The 24,198-nt window shown below is 52.2% G+C and carries 26 protein-coding genes; 17 read left to right on the top strand and 9 right to left on the bottom strand.

Translation table 11 applies throughout. The annotated features are described in order from the left end of the window. Position 1: 1 nt before the first annotated feature. From tgt to HV334_RS18440, 6 genes are all read left to right on the top strand, one after another. Complete coding sequence (tgt, locus tag HV334_RS18465; RefSeq protein ID WP_003021535.1) at positions 2-1,129, top strand: tRNA guanosine(34) transglycosylase Tgt; 1,128 nt, start codon at positions 2-4, stop codon at positions 1,127-1,129. A gap of 22 nt (positions 1,130-1,151) precedes the next feature. Further along, entirely contained in the window at positions 1,152-1,484 is a 333-nt protein-coding gene (gene yajC / locus HV334_RS18460; protein WP_003021544.1) for a preprotein translocase subunit YajC, read from the top strand. Between the two features lie 27 nt (positions 1,485-1,511). Then, a complete protein-coding gene (secD, locus tag HV334_RS18455) occupies positions 1,512-3,359 on the top strand; it encodes a protein translocase subunit SecD (protein WP_003021547.1) in 1,848 nt (615 codons plus the stop codon). A gap of 10 nt (positions 3,360-3,369) precedes the next feature. Then, positions 3,370-4,341 carry a protein translocase subunit SecF gene (secF, locus tag HV334_RS18450; protein WP_003021550.1) on the top strand — a complete coding sequence of 324 codons (972 nt, stop codon included), beginning with the start codon at positions 3,370-3,372 and terminating at the stop codon, positions 4,339-4,341. A gap of 169 nt (positions 4,342-4,510) precedes the next feature. Continuing rightward, positions 4,511-4,876 (top strand): VOC family protein, encoded by a 366-nt coding sequence (locus tag HV334_RS18445; RefSeq protein WP_181220754.1) that lies wholly within the window; start codon positions 4,511-4,513, stop codon positions 4,874-4,876. A 23-nt stretch (positions 4,877-4,899) separates the two neighbouring features. Then, on the top strand, positions 4,900-5,592 hold the full coding sequence (locus tag HV334_RS18440; RefSeq protein WP_016155852.1) for a YafY family protein: 693 nt from the start codon (positions 4,900-4,902) through the stop codon (positions 5,590-5,592). A gap of 45 nt (positions 5,593-5,637) precedes the next feature. Here HV334_RS18440 and HV334_RS18435 read toward each other — a convergent pair whose 3' ends face one another. Both HV334_RS18435 and HV334_RS18430 read right to left on the bottom strand, forming a co-directional pair. Further along, entirely contained in the window at positions 5,638-6,501 is an 864-nt protein-coding gene (locus HV334_RS18435) for a nucleoside-specific channel-forming protein Tsx (protein ID WP_003021561.1), read from the bottom strand. A 298-nt stretch (positions 6,502-6,799) separates the two neighbouring features. Beyond that, complete coding sequence (locus tag HV334_RS18430; RefSeq protein WP_181220753.1) at positions 6,800-7,339, bottom strand: DUF3251 domain-containing protein; 540 nt, start codon at positions 7,337-7,339, stop codon at positions 6,800-6,802. A gap of 153 nt (positions 7,340-7,492) precedes the next feature. On the opposite strand from HV334_RS18430, the gene nrdR reads away from it, so the two are divergent. From nrdR to pgpA, 6 genes are all read left to right on the top strand, one after another. Beyond that, on the top strand, positions 7,493-7,942 hold the full coding sequence (gene nrdR, locus HV334_RS18425) for a transcriptional regulator NrdR (RefSeq protein ID WP_016152032.1): 450 nt from the start codon (positions 7,493-7,495) through the stop codon (positions 7,940-7,942). A gap of 3 nt (positions 7,943-7,945) precedes the next feature. After that, positions 7,946-9,049: a bifunctional diaminohydroxyphosphoribosylaminopyrimidine deaminase/5-amino-6-(5-phosphoribosylamino)uracil reductase RibD gene (ribD, locus tag HV334_RS18420; RefSeq protein WP_047501929.1), complete on the top strand. Its 1,104-nt coding sequence runs from the start codon at positions 7,946-7,948 to the stop codon at positions 9,047-9,049. A gap of 86 nt (positions 9,050-9,135) precedes the next feature. Continuing rightward, positions 9,136-9,606, top strand: a complete 471-nt coding sequence (gene ribE, locus HV334_RS18415; protein WP_016152034.1) for a 6,7-dimethyl-8-ribityllumazine synthase — start codon at positions 9,136-9,138, stop codon at positions 9,604-9,606. A gap of 19 nt (positions 9,607-9,625) precedes the next feature. Beyond that, entirely contained in the window at positions 9,626-10,045 is a 420-nt protein-coding gene (gene nusB / locus HV334_RS18410) for a transcription antitermination factor NusB (RefSeq protein WP_000801129.1), read from the top strand. Between the two features lie 77 nt (positions 10,046-10,122). After that, entirely contained in the window at positions 10,123-11,100 is a 978-nt protein-coding gene (gene thiL / locus HV334_RS18405) for a thiamine-phosphate kinase (protein ID WP_131347879.1), read from the top strand. Continuing rightward, on the top strand, positions 11,078-11,596 hold the full coding sequence (gene pgpA / locus HV334_RS18400; RefSeq protein WP_016152036.1) for a phosphatidylglycerophosphatase A: 519 nt from the start codon (positions 11,078-11,080) through the stop codon (positions 11,594-11,596). Before thiL ends, pgpA begins: the two co-directional genes overlap by 23 nt. Positions 11,597-11,695: 99 nt before the next feature. On the opposite strand, the gene yajO is transcribed toward pgpA, so the two are convergent. From yajO to xseB, 4 genes are read right to left on the bottom strand one after another with little or no spacing between them, the layout of a single operon-like run. After that, positions 11,696-12,670, bottom strand: coding sequence for a 1-deoxyxylulose-5-phosphate synthase YajO (yajO, locus tag HV334_RS18395; protein WP_047357693.1), 975 nt, complete (start codon positions 12,668-12,670; stop codon positions 11,696-11,698). A gap of 56 nt (positions 12,671-12,726) precedes the next feature. Then, entirely contained in the window at positions 12,727-14,589 is a 1,863-nt protein-coding gene (gene dxs, locus HV334_RS18390) for a 1-deoxy-D-xylulose-5-phosphate synthase (protein ID WP_049281998.1), read from the bottom strand. Positions 14,590-14,613: 24 nt separating this feature from the next. Then, on the bottom strand, positions 14,614-15,513 hold the full coding sequence (ispA, locus tag HV334_RS18385) for a (2E,6E)-farnesyl diphosphate synthase (protein ID WP_181220752.1): 900 nt from the start codon (positions 15,511-15,513) through the stop codon (positions 14,614-14,616). Beyond that, positions 15,514-15,756 carry an exodeoxyribonuclease VII small subunit gene (gene xseB, locus HV334_RS18380; RefSeq protein ID WP_016152040.1) on the bottom strand — a complete coding sequence of 81 codons (243 nt, stop codon included), beginning with the start codon at positions 15,754-15,756 and terminating at the stop codon, positions 15,514-15,516. A gap of 208 nt (positions 15,757-15,964) precedes the next feature. Here xseB and thiI point away from each other — a divergent pair, with 208 nt between their 5' ends. Then, complete coding sequence (gene thiI, locus HV334_RS18375; RefSeq protein WP_005125147.1) at positions 15,965-17,413, top strand: tRNA uracil 4-sulfurtransferase ThiI; 1,449 nt, start codon at positions 15,965-15,967, stop codon at positions 17,411-17,413. 36 nt (positions 17,414-17,449) lie between these two features. Here thiI and HV334_RS18370 read toward each other — a convergent pair whose 3' ends face one another. Beyond that, positions 17,450-18,145 carry a helix-turn-helix domain-containing protein gene (locus HV334_RS18370; protein ID WP_181220751.1) on the bottom strand — a complete coding sequence of 232 codons (696 nt, stop codon included), beginning with the start codon at positions 18,143-18,145 and terminating at the stop codon, positions 17,450-17,452. A gap of 171 nt (positions 18,146-18,316) precedes the next feature. Here HV334_RS18370 and HV334_RS18365 point away from each other — a divergent pair, with 171 nt between their 5' ends. From HV334_RS18365 to HV334_RS18355, 3 genes are read left to right on the top strand one after another with little or no spacing between them, the layout of a single operon-like run. After that, a complete protein-coding gene (locus tag HV334_RS18365; RefSeq protein WP_181220750.1) occupies positions 18,317-20,650 on the top strand; it encodes a molybdopterin-dependent oxidoreductase in 2,334 nt (777 codons plus the stop codon). A gap of 2 nt (positions 20,651-20,652) precedes the next feature. Then, positions 20,653-21,201: a 4Fe-4S dicluster domain-containing protein gene (locus HV334_RS18360; RefSeq protein WP_165499997.1), complete on the top strand. Its 549-nt coding sequence runs from the start codon at positions 20,653-20,655 to the stop codon at positions 21,199-21,201. A gap of 10 nt (positions 21,202-21,211) precedes the next feature. Then, positions 21,212-22,000, top strand: a complete 789-nt coding sequence (locus HV334_RS18355) for a DmsC/YnfH family molybdoenzyme membrane anchor subunit (RefSeq protein ID WP_131347885.1) — start codon at positions 21,212-21,214, stop codon at positions 21,998-22,000. Between the two features lie 39 nt (positions 22,001-22,039). Here HV334_RS18355 and yajL read toward each other — a convergent pair whose 3' ends face one another. Together yajL and panE are read right to left on the bottom strand one after the other, a co-directional pair. Next, positions 22,040-22,630, bottom strand: a complete 591-nt coding sequence (yajL, locus tag HV334_RS18350) for a protein deglycase YajL (protein WP_181220749.1) — start codon at positions 22,628-22,630, stop codon at positions 22,040-22,042. Beyond that, positions 22,593-23,504 (bottom strand): 2-dehydropantoate 2-reductase, encoded by a 912-nt coding sequence (gene panE / locus HV334_RS18345; protein WP_047416891.1) that lies wholly within the window; start codon positions 23,502-23,504, stop codon positions 22,593-22,595. The genes yajL and panE overlap by 38 nt, the downstream gene beginning before the upstream one ends. A 174-nt stretch (positions 23,505-23,678) precedes the next feature. Here panE and HV334_RS18340 point away from each other — a divergent pair, with 174 nt between their 5' ends. After that, on the top strand, positions 23,679-24,170 hold the full coding sequence (locus HV334_RS18340) for a YajQ family cyclic di-GMP-binding protein (protein ID WP_003831002.1): 492 nt from the start codon (positions 23,679-23,681) through the stop codon (positions 24,168-24,170). Positions 24,171-24,198 lie beyond the last annotated feature (28 nt).

Here is a 24,198-nt window from a genome sequence, read left to right as displayed (position 1 = left end):
GATGAAATTTGAACTGGATACCACAGACGGTCGCGCTCGCCGCGGCCGCCTGGTTTTTGATCGTGGCGTAGTAGAAACACCTGCTTTTATGCCGGTCGGTACTTACGGTACTGTGAAAGGCATGACGCCGGAAGAAGTTGAAGCAACTGGCGCGCAGATTATCCTCGGTAACACCTTCCACCTGTGGCTGCGCCCGGGACAGGAAATCATGAAACTGCATGGCGATCTGCACGATTTTATGCAGTGGAAAGGGCCAATCCTCACCGATTCCGGCGGCTTCCAGGTTTTCAGCCTGGGTGATATCCGTAAGATTACCGAGCAGGGCGTGCATTTCCGTAACCCGATCAACGGCGATCCGATTTTCCTCGATCCCGAGAAATCAATGGAGATTCAATACGATCTCGGTTCCGATATCGTCATGATCTTCGACGAATGTACACCGTATCCGGCCGACTGGGACTATGCTAAACGCTCGATGGAGATGTCTCTGCGTTGGGCGAAGCGCAGTCGGGATCGTTTTGATAGCCTCGGCAACAAAAATGCGCTTTTTGGCATCATTCAGGGCAGTGTTTACGAAGATTTACGTGATATCTCCGTTAAAGGTCTGGTAGACATCGGCTTTGATGGCTACGCTGTCGGCGGTTTGGCTGTCGGTGAGCCGAAGGAAGATATGCACCGCATCCTGGAGCATGTATGCCCACAGATTCCGGCAGATAAACCTCGTTACCTGATGGGCGTCGGCAAACCAGAAGATCTGGTTGAAGGCGTACGTCGCGGTATCGATATGTTTGACTGCGTGATGCCAACGCGAAATGCCCGTAATGGTCATTTGTTTGTGACTGACGGCGTGGTAAAAATTCGTAACGCGAAACATAAAAGCGACACCAGTCCGCTCGATGCTGAGTGTGATTGCTACACCTGTCGCAATTATTCGCGCGCTTACTTGCATCATCTCGACCGTTGCAACGAAATATTGGGCGCGCGACTCAACACGATTCATAACCTTCGCTACTACCAGCGTTTGATGGCGGGTTTACGCAAGGCTATTGAAGAGGGTAAATTAGAGAGCTTCGTGACCGATTTTTACCAACGTCAGGGTAGACCAGTTCCACCTGTGAACGTTGATTAATTTTAATAATGAGGGAATTTGAATGAGCTTTTTTATTTCTGATGCGGTAGCGGCAACAGGTGCTCCGGCGCAGGGCAGCCCGATGTCTCTGATTCTGATGCTGGTGGTGTTTGGTCTGATTTTCTACTTCATGATCCTGCGCCCGCAGCAAAAGCGCACCAAAGAACACAAAAATCTGATGAACTCCATTGCGAAAGGCGATGAAGTGCTGACTAACGGTGGTCTGGTGGGTCGCGTGACCAAAGTAGCAGAATCTGGCTACATCGCTATCGCGCTGAACGACACCACTGAAGTGGTTATTAAACGTGATTTCGTAGCTGCCGTTCTGCCGAAAGGCACCATGAAGGCGCTGTAATTTATTGTTTTCCCAAAGGGAACTGCCGTGTTAAACCGTTATCCTTTGTGGAAGTATGTCATGCTGATCGTCGTTATTGTCGTCGGTCTGCTCTATGCGCTTCCCAACCTGTATGGTGAGGATCCGGCTGTTCAAATCACTGGCGTGCGCGGTGCCGCCGCCAGTGAGCAAACGCTGATCCAGGTCCAGAAAACGTTACAAGAAGATAAAATCACACCTAAGTCTGTGGCTCTGGAAGAGGGTGCTATTCTTGCGCGCTTCGACTCCACTGATACCCAACTGCGCGCACGTGAAGTGTTAATGGGCGTATTGGGCGATCAATACGTCGTGGCGCTTAACCTTGCACCGGCAACTCCACGCTGGCTGGCAGCCATTCACGCAGAACCGATGAAACTCGGTCTTGACCTGCGTGGCGGCGTTCACTTCCTGATGGAAGTGGATATGGACACCGCGCTGAGTAAGTTGCAGGAACAAAATATCGATAGCCTGCGCAGCGATCTGCGTGAAAAAGGCATTCCTTATACTACCGTTCGCAAAGAAGATAACTACGGTCTGAGCATCACCTTCCGTGATAGCAGCGCCCGTGATGAAGCTATCTCTTACCTGAGCAAGCGTCACCAGGATCTGGTTATTTCCAGCCAGGGCAGCAATGCTCTGCGTGCGGTGATGACCGATGCGCGCCTGAGCGAAGCCCGTGAATACGCGGTACAGCAGAACATCAACATTCTGCGTAATCGTGTTAACCAACTGGGTGTTGCTGAGCCGGTGGTCCAACGTCAGGGTGCTGACCGCATTGTGGTCGAACTGCCAGGCATTCAGGATACCGCGCGTGCGAAAGAAATTCTGGGCGCTACCGCGACGCTGGAATTCCGTCTGGTCAACACCAACGTTGACCAGTCTGCTGCGGCATCCGGGCGTGTACCGGGTGATTCGGAAGTGAAACAGTCTCGTGAAGGTCAGCCGGTTGTGCTGTACAAACGCGTGATCCTGACCGGTGATCATATCACCGACTCCACTTCCAGCCAGGACGAATACAATCAGCCGCAGGTTAACATCTCGCTGGATAGCGCGGGTGGTAACATCATGTCCAACTTCACCAAGGACAACATCGGTAAGCCGATGGCGACCCTGTTCGTGGAGTACAAAGACAGCGGTAAAAAAGATGCCAACGGTCGCGCAGTGCTGGTGAAACAGGAAGAGGTGATTAACATCGCCAACATCCAGTCTCGCCTGGGCAACAGCTTCCGTATCACCGGTATTAACAACCCGAACGAAGCGCGTCAGCTTTCTCTGCTGTTACGTGCCGGTGCGTTGATTGCGCCGATTCAGATTGTTGAAGAACGTACCATCGGTCCTACCCTGGGTATGCAGAACATTAAACAGGGTCTGGAAGCGTGTCTGGCCGGTCTGGTGGTGTCTATCCTGTTCATGATCTTCTTCTATAAGAAGTTCGGTCTGATCGCGACCAGTGCGCTGATTGCTAACCTGGTACTGATTGTCGGTATTATGTCGCTGCTGCCGGGCGCTACGCTGAGTATGCCGGGGATTGCGGGGATCGTCTTAACCCTTGCCGTCGCGGTCGATGCGAACGTACTGATTAACGAACGTATCAAAGAAGAGTTGAGTAATGGGCGTTCGGTGCAGCAGGCCATCAATGAAGGTTATGCGGGTGCATTTAGCTCCATCTTTGATGCGAACATTACGACGCTGATTAAGGTCATTATCCTGTACGCAGTTGGCACCGGGGCAATTAAAGGGTTCGCGATTACTACCGGTATTGGTGTGGCGACGTCGATGTTTACCGCGATTGTCGGTACACGTGCCATCGTAAACCTGTTGTATGGCGGCAAGCGCGTCAAAAAGCTGTCAATCTGAGGAGTGCGAAGTGGCACAGGAATATACTGTTGAACAATTGAACCACGGCCGTAAAGTCTGGGACTTTATGCGCTGGGACTACTGGGCTTTCGGCATTTCAGGTTTCCTGCTGATTGCGGCCATCGTGGTGATGGGCGTACGTGGGTTTAACTGGGGTCTCGATTTCACCGGTGGTACGGTAATTGAAATCACGCTGGAAAAACCGGCCGATATGGACGTGATGCGCGATGCGCTGGAGAAAGCGGGCTTTGTTGATCCGCTTCTGCAGAACTTCGGCAGCAGCCACGACATTATGGTGCGTATGCCGCCAACTGAAGGCGCAGACGGCGGTCAGGTACTGGGCAGCAAAGTGTTGAGTGTGATTAACGAATCCACCAACCAAAACGCCGCGGTGAAGCGAATTGAATTCGTGGGTCCGAGCGTGGGTGCCGACCTGGCGCAAACCGGTGCAATGGCGCTGATGGCGGCGTTAATATCTATCCTGGTGTACGTCGGTTTCCGCTTTGAGTGGCGACTGGCGGCAGGGGTAGTTATCGCTCTGGCGCACGACGTGATTATCACACTTGGGATCCTGTCGTTGTTCCATATCGAGATTGATCTGACTATCGTCGCATCGTTGATGTCGGTAATCGGTTACTCGCTGAACGACAGTATCGTCGTATCTGACCGTATTCGTGAAAACTTCCGCAAAATTCGTCGCGGTACGCCTTACGAAATCTTTAACGTGTCATTGACTCAGACGCTGCACCGTACGTTGATTACGTCCGGTACGACGTTGATGGTTATTCTGATGCTGTTCCTGTTCGGTGGTCCGGTACTGGAAGGCTTCTCGCTGACGATGCTGATCGGTGTTTCCATCGGTACTGCATCTTCTATCTACGTAGCATCGGCGCTGGCGCTGAAGCTGGGTATGAAGCGTGAGCACATGCTGCAGCAGAAGGTTGAGAAAGAAGGGGCGGATCAACCGTCAATTCTGCCTTAAACTATTAAGAGTGAAGATACTGGAATCCCGATCGCAAGGTCGGGATTTTTTTTGCCTGCGATTTGCTAGCAGTCCATTATCTTTTCCGGTCGCCATACTACTGACAGTATGCTGTCAGTAGCCCTGTCTTATAGTCCTTCTGAGATTACCCACACAGGCAGGAGGAAGTATGAATAACGTAATTAGCTGGTTTGAAATCCCCGTGGCACAAATGGAGCGCGCCATTGCTTTTTATGAGCCAGTGATGCAGGTTTCTTTGCGTCGTGAGAATATGGACAGCGCGGAGCTGGCCGTATTTCCACATCAGGATCCCGCTCCCGGCGGGGCGCTGGCTAAATTTGACGGTATTACGCCTTCAGCGCAGGGCGCTATTATTTATCTGCATACGGACGATTTGGCTGCAACGCTTAAACGCGTCGCCACCGCTGGCGGCCAGTGCGTGTTTGGTCCGCTCGAACTGGGGCAGGATATTGGCACTATTGCGCTGTTTACTGACAGCGAAGGCAATCGCGTTGGTTTACATCAACCCGTGTAATATTTTCAGGACTGAGGATTAAAATGACCAGACGCGCCGACCGCTTGTTTCAGATTGTACAAATCCTGCGTGGCAGGCGAGTGACAACGGCGGCGCTGCTGGCAGAACGTCTTGAGGTTTCTGAACGGACGATTTATCGCGATATCCGCGATCTCTCTTTATCCGGCGTGCCCATAGAAGGAGAAGTGGGCAGTGGATACCGCTTAATGGCGGGGTTTGATCTGCCGCCGTTGATGTTAACGCATCGCGAATCAGAAGCGTTAATGGTAGCGATTCGGTTGCTGAAAACATGGGGTGGGGATTCACTCTCACAGGCGCTGGAATCCGCGCAGGAAAAAGTGCTGGCGATATTGCCGCCAGAGTGTCGGCGCAGAGCCGAGCAAACGCGGGTTTTCGCGCCAGATTTTGGCAATCAGCCGCATTCACGCAGTGCTTTTGATCTCATACATCGCGCGGTTTCGGCGCAGCAGGTGCTGGCGCTGCATTATCGCGACGAGTCCGGGAATCTCTCCTGGCGCGACGTTCAGCCGCTGGGGCTATTTTTCTGGGGTGAGCACTGGTTGCTGGTTGCCTGGTGTGAGAAACGTGACGATTATCGCTGCTTTCGTGTTGATCGGTGTCTGAAGATCACGCCGCTCGACAGGCATTTTCGTGAATCTGCAGATCGCTCGCTAAGTGACTTTTTACGTAAAGTACGCTGTGAAGACCAGCCATAAAAAAGCCAGCGGTTAAGCTGGCTTGTCTGCGATAAATTGGCAGGATTAGAAGTTGTAACCTACGACCAGGTAACCACCCCAACCGGTAGATTTCGCGCTGAAGTCGCCTTCGCCCCAGTTCAGAGTATCTCCACCTTTCCACTGGCCGCCGTTATGGAAGTAACGCGCTACTACGGAGTAGTGCCAGTGATCGTAGTTCAGCGCCAGGACGTGGCTGGAAGCGATAGAGTTGCTGGTGCGGTTCGGATCATCACCCAAATCGGAGCCCCAGTCGAAGTTGGTGAAGCCGATGTAGGTCAGTTGGCCGCCCCAAACCTGGGTGATCGGCACAAAGTATTTCACTTTGAAACGGTAGCCATCCCACTCGTTTTCGTTGGATGCGCCATAGTTCTGCCACTGGTATTTAGCATACACGTTCAGGGACAGACCCATCGGCAGACCGGTATCGATATCGGTACCCAGACCCATATACCAGGTGCTCTGGCGGCTGGCTTTGTTATCACCCATATCGTAGATGTAGTTGTTGGCGAAATACCATTCTTTGAACGGACCAAAGCTCAGGTCAGCACCGGTCAGTTTATCGATGGAGAAACGCGGTTCGATTTCCATAAACAGCGGGGAACCGTCAGACCAGATGCCTTTATCGTTGCCGTTACCCCAGTCGAAGGTTTTCGGAATATCGATGTAGCCATAGAAGTCAAACCAGTCTTTTTTGGCAAACGCTTCGTATTCCAGATACACGTCATTGTTCAGTTTCGGGGAGAAACGGGTGTGGTAGCTACCCACCACGTTGACGCTCTGGTGCCACCAGTCGGACAGATATTGCGGTTTGTCATTTTCTGCAGCGTTGGCAGTAAAAGACGAGGAGAGCGCCAGCACTGCACCGGCTGCAAGTAATGTTTTTTTCATATGTATGCCACTGTTTGAAATCCCTTTCGGGAGTGAAAAAGGCGCAAATTGCGTTTCTAAATATTTCGTGTTTCTTCGGAGCCTATTATAAAAATCATTGTTCACAAAAATATGTGTTGTTTCACAGTTCTATCATTTACGTAATCGATTGCGTTCACGTTTGCTTACTTTAGGCGGCGAATTGTACTGGCTCCCATGAATGTTGCCAAGTTTTACCAGAAATATCGGTTATGTCAGGTGAGTAACAAAACGGGCCGGAGTGATGTTGCGGAACGCACAAAACGTCCCGCAAAAAAGTTTATTGATTAACAGGCTGGATGTCGTGGATACGAACAAATCCTAACAGGTCCGGAGAGAGGCCATTTATTTGCAACGGAATGTCTACGTCGCTGGGAGCAAGGATACTTGCCGGGGCAGTTACCAATTGGTTCTGAACGTTCGCTTCCTGATAGTTATCCGTGGTGCCCTGAATTTGTCCATACTCGACGGTGGCGCTAAAGGCGGGTAAAGGCGTAGTGGATTCACCCTGAATACGTAATGTGAGCCGCGTGCCGTCGGCGTTCGGCGCAATATTGACAAGTGACATCCGTAACATGCCAATCTGGCTGTCCAGTCGGGCTGGTGTATTGGAACCCGGCAGCAGATAGGCTCCGCTGGTTGATTTGGCATTCAACATATTTTGTTGTGTAATTTTTACCGTTTCCTGATTTAGCTGTGTCATCTCTTTATTCAACGTGCTAACGCTTTGATGCATCTGGCGTACTTCGCTTTGCTGTGCGCATGCGCTAAGACTAAAGAGACTTCCCACCAGGAGAATTCTTAGGTAACGTCTTGTCATTGTGATTACTTCCTTCATTGTCGCGATAGCATAATGGTAGTGCGCACCGAGCACGAAGGCATCGATCCTTTGTCTCAAAAGCGCTGCGCCTTTGTTGTCACGCCAGTTCAGGGTAAAATAGATTTCTGTTAACCACTGAGGACAGGACGCCGTATGCATTGCCCATTCTGTTTCGCCGTAGACACTAAGGTAATTGACTCTCGTCTTGTAGGCGAGGGCTCCTCAGTACGCCGCCGTCGGCAGTGTCTGGTCTGTAACGAACGTTTCACCACTTTTGAAGTGGCTGAACTTGTCATGCCACGCGTTGTGAAAAGCAACGATGTGCGTGAACCCTTTAATGAAGATAAGCTGCGCAGCGGCATGCTCAGAGCGCTTGAGAAACGTCCGGTCAGCTCAGATGACGTCGAAATGGCGTTGAATCATATCAAATCACAACTGCGTGCGACTGGCGAGCGTGAGGTGCCGAGCAAGATGATCGGCAACCTGGTGATGGAGCAGTTGAAAAAACTCGATAAAGTCGCCTACATCCGCTTTGCCTCGGTTTACCGGAGTTTCGAAGATATCAAAGAATTTGGCGAAGAGATTGCTCGCCTACAGGACTAAGCCATGCAGGATGAATTGTACATGGCGCGCGCGCTGAAGCTTGCTGCGCGCGGACGTTTTACCACTCACCCCAATCCCAACGTGGGCTGCGTGATTGTCAAAGATGGGGAGATCGTCGGTGAAGGGTATCATCACCGCGCGGGCGAACCGCATGCCGAAGTCCACGCTCTGCGCATGGCTGGAGAAAAAGCGCGAGGGGCGACTGCCTATGTAACGCTTGAACCCTGCAGCCATCATGGTCGTACCCCCCCGTGCTGCGATGCGCTGATTGCCGCAGGCGTGTCACGTGTGGTTGCAGCGATGCAGGATCCCAATCCGCAGGTAGCAGGTCGTGGTCTCTACCGTTTGCAGCAGGCGGGCATTGACGTCAGTCACGGGCTGATGATGAGCGAGGTTGAGCAGCTTAATAAAGGCTTTCTCAAGCGTATGCGTACGGGATTCCCCTACGTGCAGCTTAAACTTGGTGCGTCGCTTGATGGGCGTACGGCGATGGCCAGTGGTGAAAGCCAGTGGATAACCTCGCCACAGGCGCGTCGCGATGTGCAACGATTACGGGCGCAAAGCCACGCCATCTTAACCAGCAGCGCTACGGTGTTGGCTGACGACCCTCAGCTTACCGTGCGTTGGTCGGAACTTGGGGAGTCAACCCAGGCGAGTTACCCGCAGGAAAATCTGCGCCAGCCTATCCGCATTGTTGTTGATAGCCAGAATCAGGTCACGCCGGAACACCGTATTGTGCAACAGCCTGGAGAAACCTGGATTGCCCGGACAAAAGATGATCCTCGTAGTTGGCCGGAGACGGTGCGCAGTCTGAAGGTGCCGGAACATAACGGACATCTGGATCTGGTGGTGCTGATGATGCAACTGGGCAAGCAGCAAATTAACAGCATTTGGGTTGAAGCTGGTCCAACGCTTGCGGGCGCGTTATTACAGGCCGGTCTGGTCGATGAGCTAATCGTGTATGTTGCGCCTAAACTGTTAGGCAGCGATGCACGAGGATTATGTGTGCTTCCAGGCCTTGAGAAACTGGCTGACGCCCCCCATTTCAAATTCAACGAAATACGCCATGTAGGTCCGGACCTTTGCCTGCATTTAGTGGGCGCATGATCTCCCGGTTCGAAAGGGAAGCAGCGCACAGATTATTATGATAAAATCCGCCCCCCTGCGGGGTCTAGTGAATCCGAAGGAAGAATATGAACATTATTGAAGCTAACGTTGCTACCCCGGACGCTCGCGTCGCCATCACCATTGCGCGTTTCAACAACTTTATCAATGACAGCCTGCTGGAAGGTGCGATCGACGCCCTGAAACGTATTGGTCAGGTTAAAGATGAAAACATTACCGTCGTTTGGGTTCCGGGCGCGTATGAGCTGCCGCTGGCAGCCTCAGTACTTGCAAAATCCGGTAAATACGACGCGGTGATTGCGTTAGGTACGGTGATTCGTGGTGGTACCGCGCACTTCGAATATGTGGCTGGCGGTGCAAGCAATGGCCTGGCGCATGTCGCTCAGGACAGTGGCATTCCGGTAGCCTTCGGTGTTCTGACCACCGAAAGTATTGAACAAGCCATCGAACGTGCTGGCACTAAAGCTGGCAACAAAGGCGCAGAAGCTGCACTGACTGCACTTGAAATGATTAATGTATTGAAAGCCATCAAGGCCTGATTTTTGTAAGGGGAAATCCGTGAAACCTGCTGCTCGTCGCCGCGCCCGTGAGTGTGCCGTCCAGGCGCTCTACTCCTGGCAGTTGTCCCAGAACGACATCGCTGATGTTGAATACCAGTTCCTGGCGGAACAGGACGTAAAAGATGTCGACGTTCTGTATTTCCGTGAACTGCTGTCCGGGGTGGCGACTAACAGCGCGTACCTGGATGGATTAATGAAGCCTTATCTGTCTCGTCTGTTGGAAGAGCTGGGTCAGGTAGAAAAAGCCGTGCTGCGTATTGCGCTGTTTGAACTGTCTAAACGTAGTGATGTGCCGTACAAAGTGGCCATCAACGAAGCGATTGAACTGGCGAAAACCTTCGGCGCTGAAGACAGCCATAAATTCGTGAACGGCGTACTGGATAAAGCAGCACCTGTGATTCGCCCCAACAAAAAGTAATCCCGAGGCCGGCTGGATGGTGGAACTTGATTCCGCTGCCCCCGGCTTTTTCTTTTTTTTCTGCTGAGGCATAACGTATGGCATGCGGCGAATTTTCCCTGATTGCCCGTTATTTTGACCGCGTAAGAACGTCTCGTCTTGATGTCGAAACCGGTATTGGTGACGATTGCGCACTTCTGAACATCCCTGAAAAACAGACGCTGGCGATCAGCACTGATACGCTGGTGGCAGGCAACCACTTCCTCCCCGACATTGATCCCACCGATCTCGCCTGGAAAGCGCTGGCGGTGAATTTGAGCGATCTGGCGGCGATGGGAGCCGATCCTGCGTGGCTGACGCTGGCGCTCACGCTGCCTGACGTCGATGAAGCCTGGCTTGAAGCCTTCAGCGATGGCCTGTTTGAACTCCTCAATTACTATGATATGCAGCTGATAGGTGGTGACACCACGCGTGGGCCACTGTCGATGACGCTGGGTATCCACGGCTACGTCCCTGTTGGACGGGCCTTAAAACGCTCCGGTGCGAAACCGGGGGACTGGATTTATGTGACCGGTACGCCGGGCGACAGCGCGGCCGGGCTGGCGATTTTGCAGGATCGCTTGCAGGTGGCAGATGCAAAAGACGCAGACTATCTGCTTAAACGTCATCTGCGTCCAACGCCGCGTATTTTGCAGGGACAAGCCCTGCGCGATCTGGCCAGTGCGGCTATCGATATTTCCGACGGCCTGATTTCCGATCTGGGGCATATCGTCAATGCCTGCGGCTGTGGGGCGCGGGTTAACGTCGATGCGTTGCCATACTCTACGGCATTTGCCCAACACGTTGAGCCGGAACAAGCCCTGCGCTGGGCGCTCTCGGGTGGTGAAGATTATGAGTTATGCTTTACCGTACCGGAAATTAACCGTGGCGCACTGGACGTGGCGCTGGGGAATCTCGGCGCATCGTTTACCTGCATTGGGCAGATGAGCGCGGACGTGGAAGGCATTCACTTTACGCACGACGGAAAACCCGTCACGTTCGACTGGAAAGGATATGACCATTTTGCCGCGCCTTAAAAAAGATGTCGCCAAAAGCCGCCTGAGTATGCGCAATCCGTGGCACCTGTTGGCCACCGGTTTTGGCAGCGGGCTGAGCCCAATTGTTCCAGGCACGATGGGATCGCTGGCGGCGATCCCTTTTTGGTATTTAATGACGTTTCTGCCGTGGCAGCTGTATTCACTGGTGGTCATGTTGTCTATCTGTATCGGCGTTTATCTGTGCCATCAAACGGCGAAAGATATGGGCGTGCACGATCACGGTAGCATTGTCTGGGACGAGTTTGTCGGGATGTGGATAACCCTGATGGCGCTGCCGACCCACGACTGGCAGTGGGTTGCCGCCGGATTTGTGATTTTCCGTATTCTGGATATGTGGAAGCCGTGGCCGATCCGTTGGTTCGATCGCAACGTGCATGGCGGTACGGGGATCATGATTGATGATATTGTGGCCGGAATACTCTCTGCCGGAATTTTGTATTTTATCGGCCATCACTGGCCGGTAGGTATCATTTAAATAGGTTTGCCGGATGGCAGCGTAAACGCCTTATCCGGCCTGGAAACACGATGGCGGTTTCGTAGGCCCGATAAGCGCGCGCCATCGGGCAATGCCAGATTATTTAAATCCGACCACCGGATGCTGTTTGTACGGCGTTTCCAGCTCGGCAATCTGCTCCGGCTTCAGCGTCAAATCCACCGCATTAAGTAACTCATCCAACTGTTCCTCGCGTGAAGTGCCGATAATCGGCGCTGCCACCCCCGGTTTGCTCAGCAGCCAGGCCAGCGCAACCTGCGCACGCGTTACGCCTAATTCCTCACTGACACCGGTCAGCCGCGCGGCAATTTGCGCGTCGTTTTCATCGCTCTCAGAGTATAAATTTTTACCGACTTCATCAGAAACCAGACGTGCGGTCGTTTCTCCCCAGGGGCGCGTCAGGCGACCACGCGCCAGCGGACTCCAAGGGATCACCGCGACGCCTTCCTGATAGCAAAGCGGCAGCATTTCGCGTTCTTCTTCACGGTAGATCAGGTTGTAGTGATCCTGCATGCTAACGAACTGCGCCCAGCCGTGTTGTTTCTGTAAAGCCAGCGCCTGAGCAAACTGAGACGCGTGCATGGATGAGGCGCCAATATAGCGAGCTTTACCGGCTTTCACTACGTCGTTAAGGGCCTCCAGCGTTTCTTCGATAGGCGTATTGTAATCCCAGCGGTGAATTTGCAGGATGTCCACATAGTCCATACCCAGGCGTCTGAGGCTATCGTCGATTGAGCGCAAGATTTGTGCGCGGGATAATCCTTCCGCTAAATCATCAACCTGGTGAAAAACCTTGGTGGCGACCACGACATCTTCGCGGCGGGCGAAATCACGCAGCGCGCGGCCGACAATCTCTTCGCTGCTACCAGCGGAGTAGCTGTTGGCGGTATCAAAAAAGTTAATGCCGCCTTCAAGAGCGTGTTTGATTATCGGGCGGCTGCTTTCTTCAGGTAGCGTCCAGGCGTGATTGCCGCGATTGGGCTCGCCAAACGTCATGCAACCCAGGCAAAGGCGGGAGACCCGTAGGTCGGTTTTTCCTAAGGTGTTGTATTTCATTAATCCACTCCTGCTATGCTCGTGATGAGTTAAGCATAGCAGGAGCGGGGAGGGGATTATGCCAGCCAGGCCTTGATTTTGGCCTCAATTCCGGCGGCATTAAGTCCCAGTTCGGCGCGAGCCTCGTCCTGAGTCCCCTGCGGGATGAAGAAGTCAGGCAGGCCAATGTTCAGCACCGGAACAGGCTTGCGATGGGCCATCAGCACTTCGTTTACGCCGCTACCAGCGCCGCCCATAATGGCATTCTCTTCAAGGGTGACCAGCACCTCGTGTTGGGCTGCCATTTCGAGGATCAACGTTTCATCCAACGGTTTCACAAAGCGCATATCAACCAGCGTGGCGTTCAGTGACTCTGCGACCTGAGCGGCTTCCGGCATTAGGGTGCCGAAGTTGAGAATCGCCACTTTCTCCCCGTGACGCTTCACGATGCCTTTGCCGATTGGCAGATGTTCCAGCGGCGCCAGCTCAACACCCACCGCGTTACCGCGCGGATAACGTACGACCGTTGGACCGTCGTTGTAGTGATAGCCGGTGAACAGCATCTGGCGACATTCGTTCTCATCGCTTGGGGTCATAATGACCATTTCCGGGATGCAGCGCAGGAAAGAGAGGTCGAACGCCCCTTGGTGGGTTTGTCCATCTGCGCCAACGATACCTGCCCGGTCGACGGCGAACAGGACCGGCAGTTTCTGGATGGCGACATCATGCAGTACCTGATCGTAAGCGCGTTGCAGGAAGGTGGAGTAAATAGCCACGACCGGCTTATAACCGCCAATCGCCAGACCGGCCGCAAACGTCACCGCGTGCTGCTCGGCAATCGCCACATCGAAGTAGCGATCCGGGAACTTACGTGAGAATTCCACCATACCGGAGCCTTCGCGCATCGCCGGGGTGATCGCCATCAGCTTATTGTCTTTCGCCGCGGTCTCACACAGCCAGTCACCGAAGATCTTTGAATAGCTCGGCAGGCCGCCGCTGCTTTTCGGCAGGCATCCGCTGGATGGATCGAATTTGGGTACCGCGTGGAACGTAATCGGATCTTTTTCCGCCGGCTCGTAGCCACGACCTTTTTTGGTCATGATGTGCAGGAACTGTGGACCTTTGAGATCGCGCATGTTCTTAAGCGTGGTGATAAGCCCCAGCACGTCGTGACCGTCCACCGGACCAATATAGTTAAAGCCCAGCTCTTCAAACAGCGTACCCGGTACAACCATGCCTTTGATGTGCTCTTCGGTACGTTTGAGCAGTTCCTTAATCGGTGGTACACCGGAGAACACTTTCTTCCCGCCTTCGCGCAGCGAGGAGTAGAGTTTGCCTGAGAGCAGTTGCGCCAGGTGATTGTTCAGCGCGCCGACGTTCTCTGAAATCGACATTTCGTTGTCGTTGAGGATAACCAGCATGTCGGGCTTAATATCACCCGCGTGGTTCATCGCTTCAAACGCCATGCCTGCGGTGATCGCACCGTCCCCAATCACACAAACGGTACGGCGTTCCTTGCCTTCTTTCTCGGCGGCAACCGCAATACCGATACCTGCGCTGATGGAGGTTGAGGAGTGCCCTACGCTCAGTACGTCATATTCGCTCTCACCGCGCCATGGGAATGGATGCAAACCGCCTTTCTGCCGAATGGTGCCGATTTTATCGCGGCGGCCGGTCAGAATTTTGTGCGGGTAAGCCTGATGTCCCACATCCCAGATTAACTGGTCAAAAGGGGTGTTGTAGACGTAGTGCAGCGCTACGGTGAGTTCCACCGTGCCCAGACCAGAGGCGAAGTGCCCGCTGGAACGGCTTACGCTGTCGAGCAAATAGCGGCGCAGTTCGTCGCAAAGCTTTGGCAGGCTCTCTTTTGGCAGCAGGCGTAACTCCTGAGTGGAGTCGACCAGCGCCAGGGTCGGGTATTTGGCTATATCAAAACTCATCGCAAGCTCATGGGATATGTTGGTTTATTTATCACGCTGGATTATGTAGTCCGCTAGCGCTTCCAGTGCCGAGGTATCGAGTGACTGTGCGGCCAGCAAACTTAGCGACTGGCGGGCATCCTCAATTAAATCCCGGGCTTTATTCTGGGCTTGCTCAAGACCCAGAAGTGCAGGATAGGTACTTTTGCCAAGCTGCTGGTCAGCACCCTGACGTTTACCCAATGTTGCAGTATCGCCTACCACATCCAGGATGTCATCCTGAACCTGGAAGGCCAGACCGATGCTTTCTGCGTACTTGTCGAGTATTGCCAGGCATTCTCGCCCTTTATCGCCAGCGCTTAACGCACCCAGACGCACGGCGGCGCGAATCAATGCCCCGGTTTTATGGCGGTGAATACGCTCCAGCGCATCCAATTCTACCTGATGGCCTTCAGCGTCCAGATCCAACGCCTGACCGCCGCACATACCGGCGATACCGCTGGCCTGGGCCAGTTCAGAGATCATCGCGATGCGGTCACGGTCAGAAACTTCCGACATCGGGGCGTCGCTGATAATGGAGAACGCCAGCGTTTGTAGCGCATCTCCGGCCAGGATCGCATTAGCCTCGCCAAATTTTACGTGGCAGGTCGGCAGACCGCGGCGCAGGTCATCGTCGTCCATCGCGGGTAAGTCATCGTGCATCAGCGAATAGGCATGGATACACTCGACGGCGGCAGCGGGAGCATCAAGCGTACTCAGGCTGACGCCAAACATCTGACCGGTCGCGTACACCAGAAACGGGCGCAGACGTTTACCGCCTAATAATGCGCCATATTGCATGGTTTCGACCACGGGAGTGTTCTGAAAGGGCAATGGCGCGATAAAACGGCTCAGTGCCTGGTTGGCCTGCTCAACGCAAGCCTGTAGCTGCTGCGTAAAATCCATTTACTCATTATCCGGTGTGAAAGGCGTAAGGGCGGCGTCTTCAGTATCTGACAGCAGGATTTGTACGCGCTGTTCAGCCTGCTGCAACTTGACCTGTCCCTGACGTGCTAACTGTACGCCACGTTCAAATTCGTTCAGCGCTTCTTCCAGCGGCAGGTCGCCGCTTTCCAGACGGGTAACAATCTGTTCCAGGTCGCTCAGCGCTGTTTCAAAACTGGCTGGCGCTTCATTTTTCTTCGGCATAATGAATGTCTGACTCTCTGTATTGGCAGCACAAGGCTATGGTAACGGACTCGCACTGATAAGCAAATAACGCACAATGGTAAGGCGATGTGCACAGGATGACCATGATGGTGGTATACTTGCGCGCCTGGATGCAGCCGCAGGGTATGGGCTGCTGTATTTTTTTCCATTACAAGTCATTCAGACTTGCCAAAGAACCATTGCCGCCATGAAGTTTATCATTAAATTGTTCCCAGAAATCACCATCAAAAGCCAATCTGTGCGTTTGCGCTTTATAAAAATTCTGACAGGGAACATTCGTAACGTTTTAAAGCACTATGATGAAGACCTTGCCGTTGTCCGCCACTGGGATCACGTTGAGGTTCGCGCTAAAGATGAAAGCCAGCGCCTGGATATTCGCGACGCGCTGACCCGTATTCCGGGGATCCACCATATTCTCGAAGTTGAAGACGTGCCGTTTACCGATATGCACGATATTTTCGAGAAAGCGCTGGTGCAGTATCGCGATCAACTGGAAGGCAAAACCTTCTGCGTACGCGTTAAGCGTCGCGGTAAGCATGAGTTTAGCTCTATTGAGGTGGAACGCTATGTTGGCGGTGGACTGAACCAGCATATTGAATCCGCGCGCGTGAAGCTGACGAAGCCGGACGTGACGGTTAATCTTGAAATCGAAAACGACCGTCTGCTGCTGGTTAAAGGCCGCTATGAAGGTATTGGCGGTTTCCCGATCGGGACGCAGGAAGATGTACTGTCGCTGATTTCCGGTGGTTTCGACTCCGGCGTGTCCAGCTATATGCTGATGCGTCGCGGCTGCCGCGTGCACTACTGCTTCTTTAATCTCGGCGGCGCAGCGCATGAAATCGGCGTTCGCCAGGTGGCGCATTATCTGTGGAACCGCTTTGGTAGCTCGCATCGCGTGCGTTTTGTCGCGATCAACTTTGAGCCGGTGGTTGGCGAGATCCTGGAGAAAGTCGACGACGGTCAGATGGGCGTGGTCCTTAAACGTATGATGGTACGTGCAGCGTCGAAAGTCGCTGAGCGCTACGGCGTACAGGCGCTGGTAACCGGTGAAGCGCTGGGCCAGGTGTCCAGCCAGACGCTGACCAACCTGCGCCTGATCGATAACGTTTCTGACACCCTGATCCTGCGCCCGCTTATCTCCCATGATAAGGAGCACATCATTAATCTGGCGCGTGAAATTGGTACTGAGGACTTTGCCCGTACCATGCCGGAATACTGCGGTGTGATTTCAAAAAGCCCGACGGTGAAAGCGATTAAAGCGAAGATTGAGGCCGAAGAAGAAAACTTCGATTTCTCTATCCTCGATAAAGTGGTTGAAGAAGCGAACAATATCGATATTCGTGATATCGCCCAGCAGACGCAGCAGACCGTGGTGGAAGTGGAAACCGTGAGCGGCTTCGGCCCGAACGATGTGATTCTGGATATCCGCTCTGTGGATGAACAGGATGACAAACCGCTGAAGGTTGACGGTGTGGACGTCGTTTCTCTGCCGTTCTACAAATTGAGCACCAAATTCGGCGATCTGGACCAGAGTAAAACCTGGCTGCTGTGGTGTGAACGCGGAGTGATGAGCCGTCTGCAGGCGCTGTATCTGCGCGAGCAGGGCTTTGAAAACGTGAAGGTATATCGCCCATAATTGAGGCCTGCCCCGGCTTTATGCGCCGGGGCTGCGCTAATCTTGTGGCTGAAGTGATGCGATGCTGTTGACCAGTTGGTTGGCAATTTGCGGAATGGCTTCGGCACTAAAAAAACCCATTGTTACAGCAATTGCAATGAGCTCACCTTTACTATTCTGAAGCGGACAAGCGATAGATTGCGCTCCAGGGATCCCCTGAGTTGGGTTGTAACGCACGGCGTATCCCTGCGATATTATTTGTCTAATCAACTGTTTCTGCGCCAGATTTTGCGCCTGATAATCAGAAAAGCTCATAAAAATTTGCCCAGCAGCACTGGCATGAAGTGGAACCTGCGTATTGGGCAGAAAATCGATATCGACGTTTCGAAAGCTGCGATTGTAGTGTTTGAGTATTAATCCATTTTCAGAAGCAACGACGACCCCGGTGGAGTGGTTAAAGGTATCGCGAAAAGTGACCAGCATAGTATTGAGCTCGTCAATTGCATCGCGTGCGCCGGTTTGGCCTCCAGTCAGTTGCAGTGTGGTTGTTCCCAGGCAGTAAAGCCCTTTTTCGTTTTGGCATAGCATGCCGGTGCGACAAAGTGAGATAAGATATTTATGTAAACGGCTTTTCGACAAACCACACCCAGTAGCGATATCGATTGCCCTCGCTTGACCATTCTGACTGGCGACAAATGTCAAAATGCTGACGGCTATATCAACCGAATTAATCCCTTGTGATGTTTCAGTCATATGCGTTCTCTTATTAAATACTCCTCGATTATATCATTGAGTTCAGAAAGCAGTGCTGCTTTCATAGTTCAAAAAGATCGTTACCTCTAAATGATTAGATCATGACTCACCTCAAGTTAATTATTAGTGAATTTTAGTTCACTAATGATGGACTTCATTGGGGGAAAGATCATGGATGCTTTGAGCAATATACGTTTAAAAAGAAGAACCCTGTTAAAAGGGCTAGGTGTGGTGGGGCTGGCTTCATTAGGTCCAACCTTTCTAGGGTTGCGTCAGGTCAATGGCGCACCGCTGCCTCGGTTTCGTCTGCAGCAATCGGATTACCAGACATTTCGTTCGACCTGTGCAATGGAATGTTTGCATTGCAACCTGACGGCATATGTCTGGAAAGAGCGTTTGATGAAAATTGAAGCGACAAAAGGCTTTAACGTGAAATGTTGTTTACGAGGGATTAGCCGAACGAAATGGGTGTATCACCCGCTACGACTGACGCAACCCTTGCTGCGTACGGGAGAAAAAGGTGAAGGAAAATTTAAGCCGATTTCTTGGGATGCCGCGCTTGAGCTTATTGAAAAGAAAATCAGAGAAACGATCGCTACCGATGGCAATAAAGGCCTGTTGCTAACAGCAGCTTCAGGGAATATGGACTCTATCAAAAATGATATGGGGAAGGCATTTTTTGATTATCTTGGTGGATCGACAAAACATGTTGGTTCGTTATGCTGCGCAGCCGTCACCGCTGCGATGATGCCAATGGTGGGCTTACGGTATGCTGATACCCGCGACACAATAAAGGAAAGTCGCTATATCCTTTGCTGGGGGAACAACCCGGCCGTTACGATGCATGCTTACTTCAAAGATTATTCAAATGCGCAGCGTAACGGAGCGCGAATGGTGGTAATCGATCCCCGGTTTAACGAAACCGCAGCAAAAGCGGATGAGTGGGTGCCTATTGTGCCGGGAACGGATATCGCGCTGGCACTAGGGATGATCAACATCATTATGCAGGAGAAGCGCTATGATGCGAATTTTCTGCGAAAACATACTGGCGCAGTTTATTTGGTGGATGCTAAGCAGAAACTAATGCGAGCCGATCCGCATGATGCAGACAGTTATCTGGTGTTTGATACTCTGACACAAAGCGTGAAGCGACATGATGTGCCGGGCGTTCTTCCTGCATTGCTAAATGATGAACTGCCCAACGGGAGCGATTTTACTACCGTACTGGATAACGTTTGGGCGCAGGCGAAGCCCTGGACGACACAGAAAGTTGAGCAGGAAACGGATGTGCCTGCGCAAACGGTATTACGCCTGGCGAGAGACTATGCTTCCACGCAACCTGCGATGATAGTTCAGAATATGTCTGGTGCACAGAGAACTGAGTTTGGTACTTATGTTGCTGCCAGCCAATTTTATCTGGCGCTGATAACCGGCAATATCGGTAAGCCTGGTGCAGGGGTCTGTGATGCGGGGGGGGTCAGGCAAATGGCGAAATTTTCGCCCATTATCCCCCCTGCGCCAAATGCTGCCAAAATTCCATCGATCCCCATTTCTAAAATTGGGGACTGGATCGTTAACGAAAAACCTCATCCAATAAAATTCTGGTGGAACATGACACTGGGGGCGATGACGCAGTTGCCGAATACAAATCAGGTCAGAGAAGCCTTTAAAAAAGTGCCATTTGTCGTGGTGGCGGACAATCTGATGAGTTCGTCTGCACTGTATGCCGATTTGGTGCTGCCTGTGACGACCATTTTTGAAGATGTCAGTTTAATGGCGGGGGTACGCAGCCACTATGTACAACTGATGGAGAAAGCGGTGGAACCACCGGGAGAAGCTAAACCGGATTATTGGATTTTCGCACGCTTGGCCGAGCGTTTTGGATTTGGAGACGTCTTTAATCAGCCCATTGAACATTACATTGATACTTGCCTCAAAGGGTCGGGTATCACCCGTGAGATGTTAAAAAAAGGGCCGGTATGCCCCGTTAAAGAAGACTGGATCCCCTTTAAGGATGGGCAGTTTCGTACCTCAACTGGAAAGGCGCATTTTTATATCGAGGAGTGGGCCAAAAAAGACTTCCTGCCGGTGGTAACCTGGAAACAGGTGAAAGAGTCAGTGAAAGGTTCACCTGAACTGGCAAGCCACTATCCGTTAATGGCGGTACAGCGCAAACTGGCACGTAGCGTACATTCGAGCCACGGGATGAATGAATGGATCCTCGAGGTTCAGCGTAATCGCCCGAACGTTATGATTCATCCAGAAGATGCCCATAATCGTCAGATCCAAGCCGGAGAGTGGGTTGTTGTTTTCAATCATCGTGGAGAGCATAGAGCAATTGCCGATGTTACAACGCATATAAAACGGGGAGTTGTGAGCCTGGATAACGGCTGGTGGGAGCAACAGGGGGGAAGTAGTAGCCACGTCACCAACGATCAGGTCGAGTTGTTGGGCAATGGACACTGTTGTAACAGTACGTTAGTTGACGTGAGAAGGGAGGCATAATCATGACGAAACAGTATGGATTTCTTATTGATATGCAAAACTGCTATGGCTGTAAAACCTGCAGCATGGCCTGCAAATCAGAAAATATGACGCCGCTTGGTGTGTTGTGGCGGCGGGTGCGTGAGCACAATACAGATGAACCTAATACTCAAGCCTTTATCAGCATGTCGTGTAACCATTGCGATGACCCTCAGTGCATGAAAGTGTGCCCTGCCGGGACTTATACCAAACGAGCTGACGGGATTGTTGTACAGGACCACGAACGTTGTATCGGTTGCCGGATGTGTATTATGGCCTGCCCCTGGAGTGCACCGGTTTACGATGCGGAAGAGGGAAAAACCAGTAAATGTAATTTGTGTGCGGAACGCCTGGATGAAGGTTTACAACCACGCTGTGTCGAATCTTGTCCCGCGGGGGTTTTACGATTTGGCGAGATAGAAGATCTTCGCAAAGAGCATACCACCCAATGGACGGTACTAGAGAAGCGCTACAACTTACCTGATCACAATATCAGTAAGCCCAATATTGTGATTATCGCGCCACGGGACTGAGGAGAGAGAAATGGAACACTATGAATTGCCATTAGTCTTTTTTACGGTCTTTGCTCAATGGGGGATTGGTGGTGTCCTGGCACTAACGTTGTGTCAGAATTTTGGTACGCTGAAATTCAATGCTGAAGAATATCGTCGGCTGGCGCTGTTATTTTGGGTCATCACTGTGCTGGGTTCTTTGGCATCCCTTGCACACTTGGGAACACCTACAGGCGCATACCGTGCAATGGCAGGGTTGGGAATATCTTGGCTGAGCCGGGAAGTAGTGGCATTTATAGTATTGAATGCCGTGATATTTTGCTGGTTAGCGTTATGTTGGCTCAAGCCTGGGCATCCAGGGGCGAATCTTCTGGGTGGTGTGACTGCGCTTGTTGGCCTGGTGTCAATCTTTGTGACGTCTCAGGTGTATTACCAAATGGCGCTGCACTCGCTTTGGCATACCATAGCTACGCCGCTTGGCTTCCTGGCAACGGCAGTATTGCTGGGTTTTATGAGTGTGGCGGTGGCCGGTGGCTATTGGCATAAATCCTCTTCAACGACATGCAATGCAGGGATTGTAATTGGAATCGTGTTGACGGCAGGCGGGTTGTGGTTTCGCTATCATGTGCCTGGCGCTGATGCGTCAAGTCCTCTGCTATGGTGGCAGCTATTTGCCAGTATCTGCGTTGCTGTGTGGGGAATATCGCGCCTGAACTACGGCCAACAGAGTTGGGTGTGGGTAGTATTAATGGCGACGGGGGAACTGGCGGGAAGAATGTTGTTTTATAGCAACGTTATGAGCGGAGTGCCTTGGTTTTAAATATTTTACCGGATGGTTGAAACCATCCGGTAAGCATATTTACTCGTAGTAGTTATAAATTCCCGCAGCCATCACCATTTGTGATGCCACTTCGTAAGCTTTTTCGCGACTCACCAGGAGATCAATGATTTTTAAACCGAAATCGATTGAGGTTCCCGGTCCCTGGCTGGTTAACAGATTGACGCGCGGATCCCATACGACGCGCTTATCCTGCCACTGGTCAGTGGGAATATTGTCTTTCAGCGCCGGAAAACCGGTCATGTTACCGATGGGGAAAATATTGTGTGGGACGAGGACTGTGGCGGCAGCGGCGCAAATTGCCGCGACAATGCGCCCGGAGCGATGAAACTGTTTCACGGTTTCGACAAGCAGAGGGCTGTCGCGAAAACACTCGGCGCCTTTAATACCGCCGGGCAGCACGATAATGTCGAAATCCCCATCAGCAACTTCCACTAATGGCGCATCCGCCAGTAGTTTTACGCCGCGTGAGCACACGATCATCAGGCCGCCATCGCTGGCAACGCTTGCAGTCGTGACCTTAATTCCGCCGCGAACCAGCAGATCGATAGTGGTGACCGCTTCGGTCTCTTCACTACCAGGGGCGAGACATACCAGTGCTTGAGCGCTCATACTCACTTTCCTTTCTCTTAACCATTTCAAACAGGCGGGCATTTTCCGGGACGGCGATGCCGTGCGCGCGGGCGCGTTTTAACAAATAACCGGTAATGTAGTCGATCTCAGTATGGCGCAGGGCATGTATGTCTTGCAGCATTGATGAGATATTTTCCGCCGTACTGTCAATCACTTGCTCAACATAATAGCGTAAATCATCTGCTGATGTGTGGTGGCCTTCGCGTTCAATGACCGCCGCCACCTCCTCGCAGATGAGCGCTATTTTTTCAGGATGATGGCGTAACTCTCCATTTGAGCAATCCCATAATGCGGTCAGCGGGTTAATGACGCAGTTGACGGCCAGCTTACGCCACAACTCAGCGCGAATATTGTTGTGCCAGGCGACGTCCGGCAGCACCTCTTGCAGGACTTCAGCCAGATAACTGAAATCACCGTCTTGTTCACGCGCCGGACCAATCCTTGTTGTTCCCTGAGCGACATGAATGATCACGTTGCCGTCACGGCGTGCCGCGTGGGTTGTGGTGCCCATCAATAGAGGTTGCTTAATGTTATGCAACTCTTCAATCGTCCCCATACCGTTGTGAATCAGCAGAATGGGAGTGGTGTCAGGCAGAATGGAGGCCAGGCCTTTGACCGCATCAGAAACCTGCCAGGCTTTCAGAGTGACAAGCAACAGGTCGCTTTTCGCCAAAAAATCGGGGTCGTTTGCCGTCAGGGATTCATTGAATACTGACCCATCCGTGTCGATCAGGTTAACGCTGCAATAGGGTTGCGGTACGCGTAGCCACCCCTGAACCTCATGTCCATGTTTGCACAGCGTGGTTAGCCAAAGCTGTCCTAACGCTCCACATCCCAGTACGGTAATTTTCATTCTTCCTCCTCACCTGCAACATCACCAGGTGTTAATCCATATCGGCCGTACCCCATTATTGTTCGCAGGTATCAGTACCACGTACAATTAAAGGATACAGCCTAGTATAGCGCTGTCTGTTGTGTAACTTTGCAGGTATTATGCTTCGCATCAAAAATGAAGGGAGAGGAAAAGATGCCATCTTTCGATATTGTTTCTGAAGTTGATCTTCAGGAAGCCCGTAACGCGGTAGATAACGCCAGCCGCGAAGTGGAGTCACGCTTTGATTTTCGTGGCGTTGAAGCGACTTTTGAGCTGAACGAGTCGAATAAGACGATTAAGGTGCTAAGCGAGTCTGATTTCCAGGTCAATCAGTTGCTGGATATTTTACGTGCCAAGCTGCTGAAACGTGGTATTGAAGGCACTTCGTTGGACGTACCAGAAACCTTCGTGCACAGCGGTAAAACCTGGTTTGTTGAAGCTAAGCTGAAACAGGGCATTGAAAGCGCGGTGCAAAAGAAAATCGTTAAGCTGATCAAAGACAGCAAACTGAAGGTGCAGGCGCAGATTCAGGGCGAAGAAATCCGCGTGACCGGCAAGGCGCGTGACGATCTGCAATCCGTTATGGCGCTGGTTCGCGGCGGCGATCTCGGCCAGCCGTTCCAGTTTAAGAACTTCCGCGATTAAGTCGTAATGCCTGATGGCGCTACGCTTA

This window comes from Citrobacter sp. RHBSTW-00944, assembly GCF_013615435.1.
Classification (GTDB): domain Bacteria; phylum Pseudomonadota; class Gammaproteobacteria; order Enterobacterales; family Enterobacteriaceae; genus Citrobacter; species Citrobacter braakii.
Note: the sequence above shows the minus strand (reverse complement) of the source record. Positions and strands in the feature narration are given on the sequence as shown.

Coding starts and splice junctions, on each gene's coding strand:
- thiI (WP_005125147.1), top strand. CDS start 15,965: ATGAAGTTTATCATTAAATTGTTCCCAGAAATCACCATCAAAAGCCAA.
- tgt (WP_003021535.1), top strand. CDS start 2: ATGAAATTTGAACTGGATACCACAGACGGTCGCGCTCGCCGCGGCCGC.
- yajL (WP_181220749.1), bottom strand. CDS start 22,630: ATGAGCGCTCAAGCACTGGTATGTCTCGCCCCTGGTAGTGAAGAGACC.
- HV334_RS18365 (WP_181220750.1), top strand. CDS start 18,317: ATGGATGCTTTGAGCAATATACGTTTAAAAAGAAGAACCCTGTTAAAA.
- panE (WP_047416891.1), bottom strand. CDS start 23,504: ATGAAAATTACCGTACTGGGATGTGGAGCGTTAGGACAGCTTTGGCTA.
- ribE (WP_016152034.1), top strand. CDS start 9,136: ATGAACATTATTGAAGCTAACGTTGCTACCCCGGACGCTCGCGTCGCC.
- nrdR (WP_016152032.1), top strand. CDS start 7,493: ATGCATTGCCCATTCTGTTTCGCCGTAGACACTAAGGTAATTGACTCT.
- ispA (WP_181220752.1), bottom strand. CDS start 15,513: ATGGATTTTACGCAGCAGCTACAGGCTTGCGTTGAGCAGGCCAACCAG.
- xseB (WP_016152040.1), bottom strand. CDS start 15,756: ATGCCGAAGAAAAATGAAGCGCCAGCCAGTTTTGAAACAGCGCTGAGC.
- HV334_RS18355 (WP_131347885.1), top strand. CDS start 21,212: ATGGAACACTATGAATTGCCATTAGTCTTTTTTACGGTCTTTGCTCAA.
- ribD (WP_047501929.1), top strand. CDS start 7,946: ATGCAGGATGAATTGTACATGGCGCGCGCGCTGAAGCTTGCTGCGCGC.
- HV334_RS18445 (WP_181220754.1), top strand. CDS start 4,511: ATGAATAACGTAATTAGCTGGTTTGAAATCCCCGTGGCACAAATGGAG.
- pgpA (WP_016152036.1), top strand. CDS start 11,078: ATGACCATTTTGCCGCGCCTTAAAAAAGATGTCGCCAAAAGCCGCCTG.
- yajC (WP_003021544.1), top strand. CDS start 1,152: ATGAGCTTTTTTATTTCTGATGCGGTAGCGGCAACAGGTGCTCCGGCG.
- HV334_RS18435 (WP_003021561.1), bottom strand. CDS start 6,501: ATGAAAAAAACATTACTTGCAGCCGGTGCAGTGCTGGCGCTCTCCTCG.
- HV334_RS18360 (WP_165499997.1), top strand. CDS start 20,653: ATGACGAAACAGTATGGATTTCTTATTGATATGCAAAACTGCTATGGC.
- thiL (WP_131347879.1), top strand. CDS start 10,123: ATGGCATGCGGCGAATTTTCCCTGATTGCCCGTTATTTTGACCGCGTA.
- dxs (WP_049281998.1), bottom strand. CDS start 14,589: ATGAGTTTTGATATAGCCAAATACCCGACCCTGGCGCTGGTCGACTCC.
- HV334_RS18340 (WP_003831002.1), top strand. CDS start 23,679: ATGCCATCTTTCGATATTGTTTCTGAAGTTGATCTTCAGGAAGCCCGT.
- HV334_RS18440 (WP_016155852.1), top strand. CDS start 4,900: ATGACCAGACGCGCCGACCGCTTGTTTCAGATTGTACAAATCCTGCGT.
- HV334_RS18430 (WP_181220753.1), bottom strand. CDS start 7,339: ATGACAAGACGTTACCTAAGAATTCTCCTGGTGGGAAGTCTCTTTAGT.
- yajO (WP_047357693.1), bottom strand. CDS start 12,670: ATGAAATACAACACCTTAGGAAAAACCGACCTACGGGTCTCCCGCCTT.
- HV334_RS18370 (WP_181220751.1), bottom strand. CDS start 18,145: ATGACTGAAACATCACAAGGGATTAATTCGGTTGATATAGCCGTCAGC.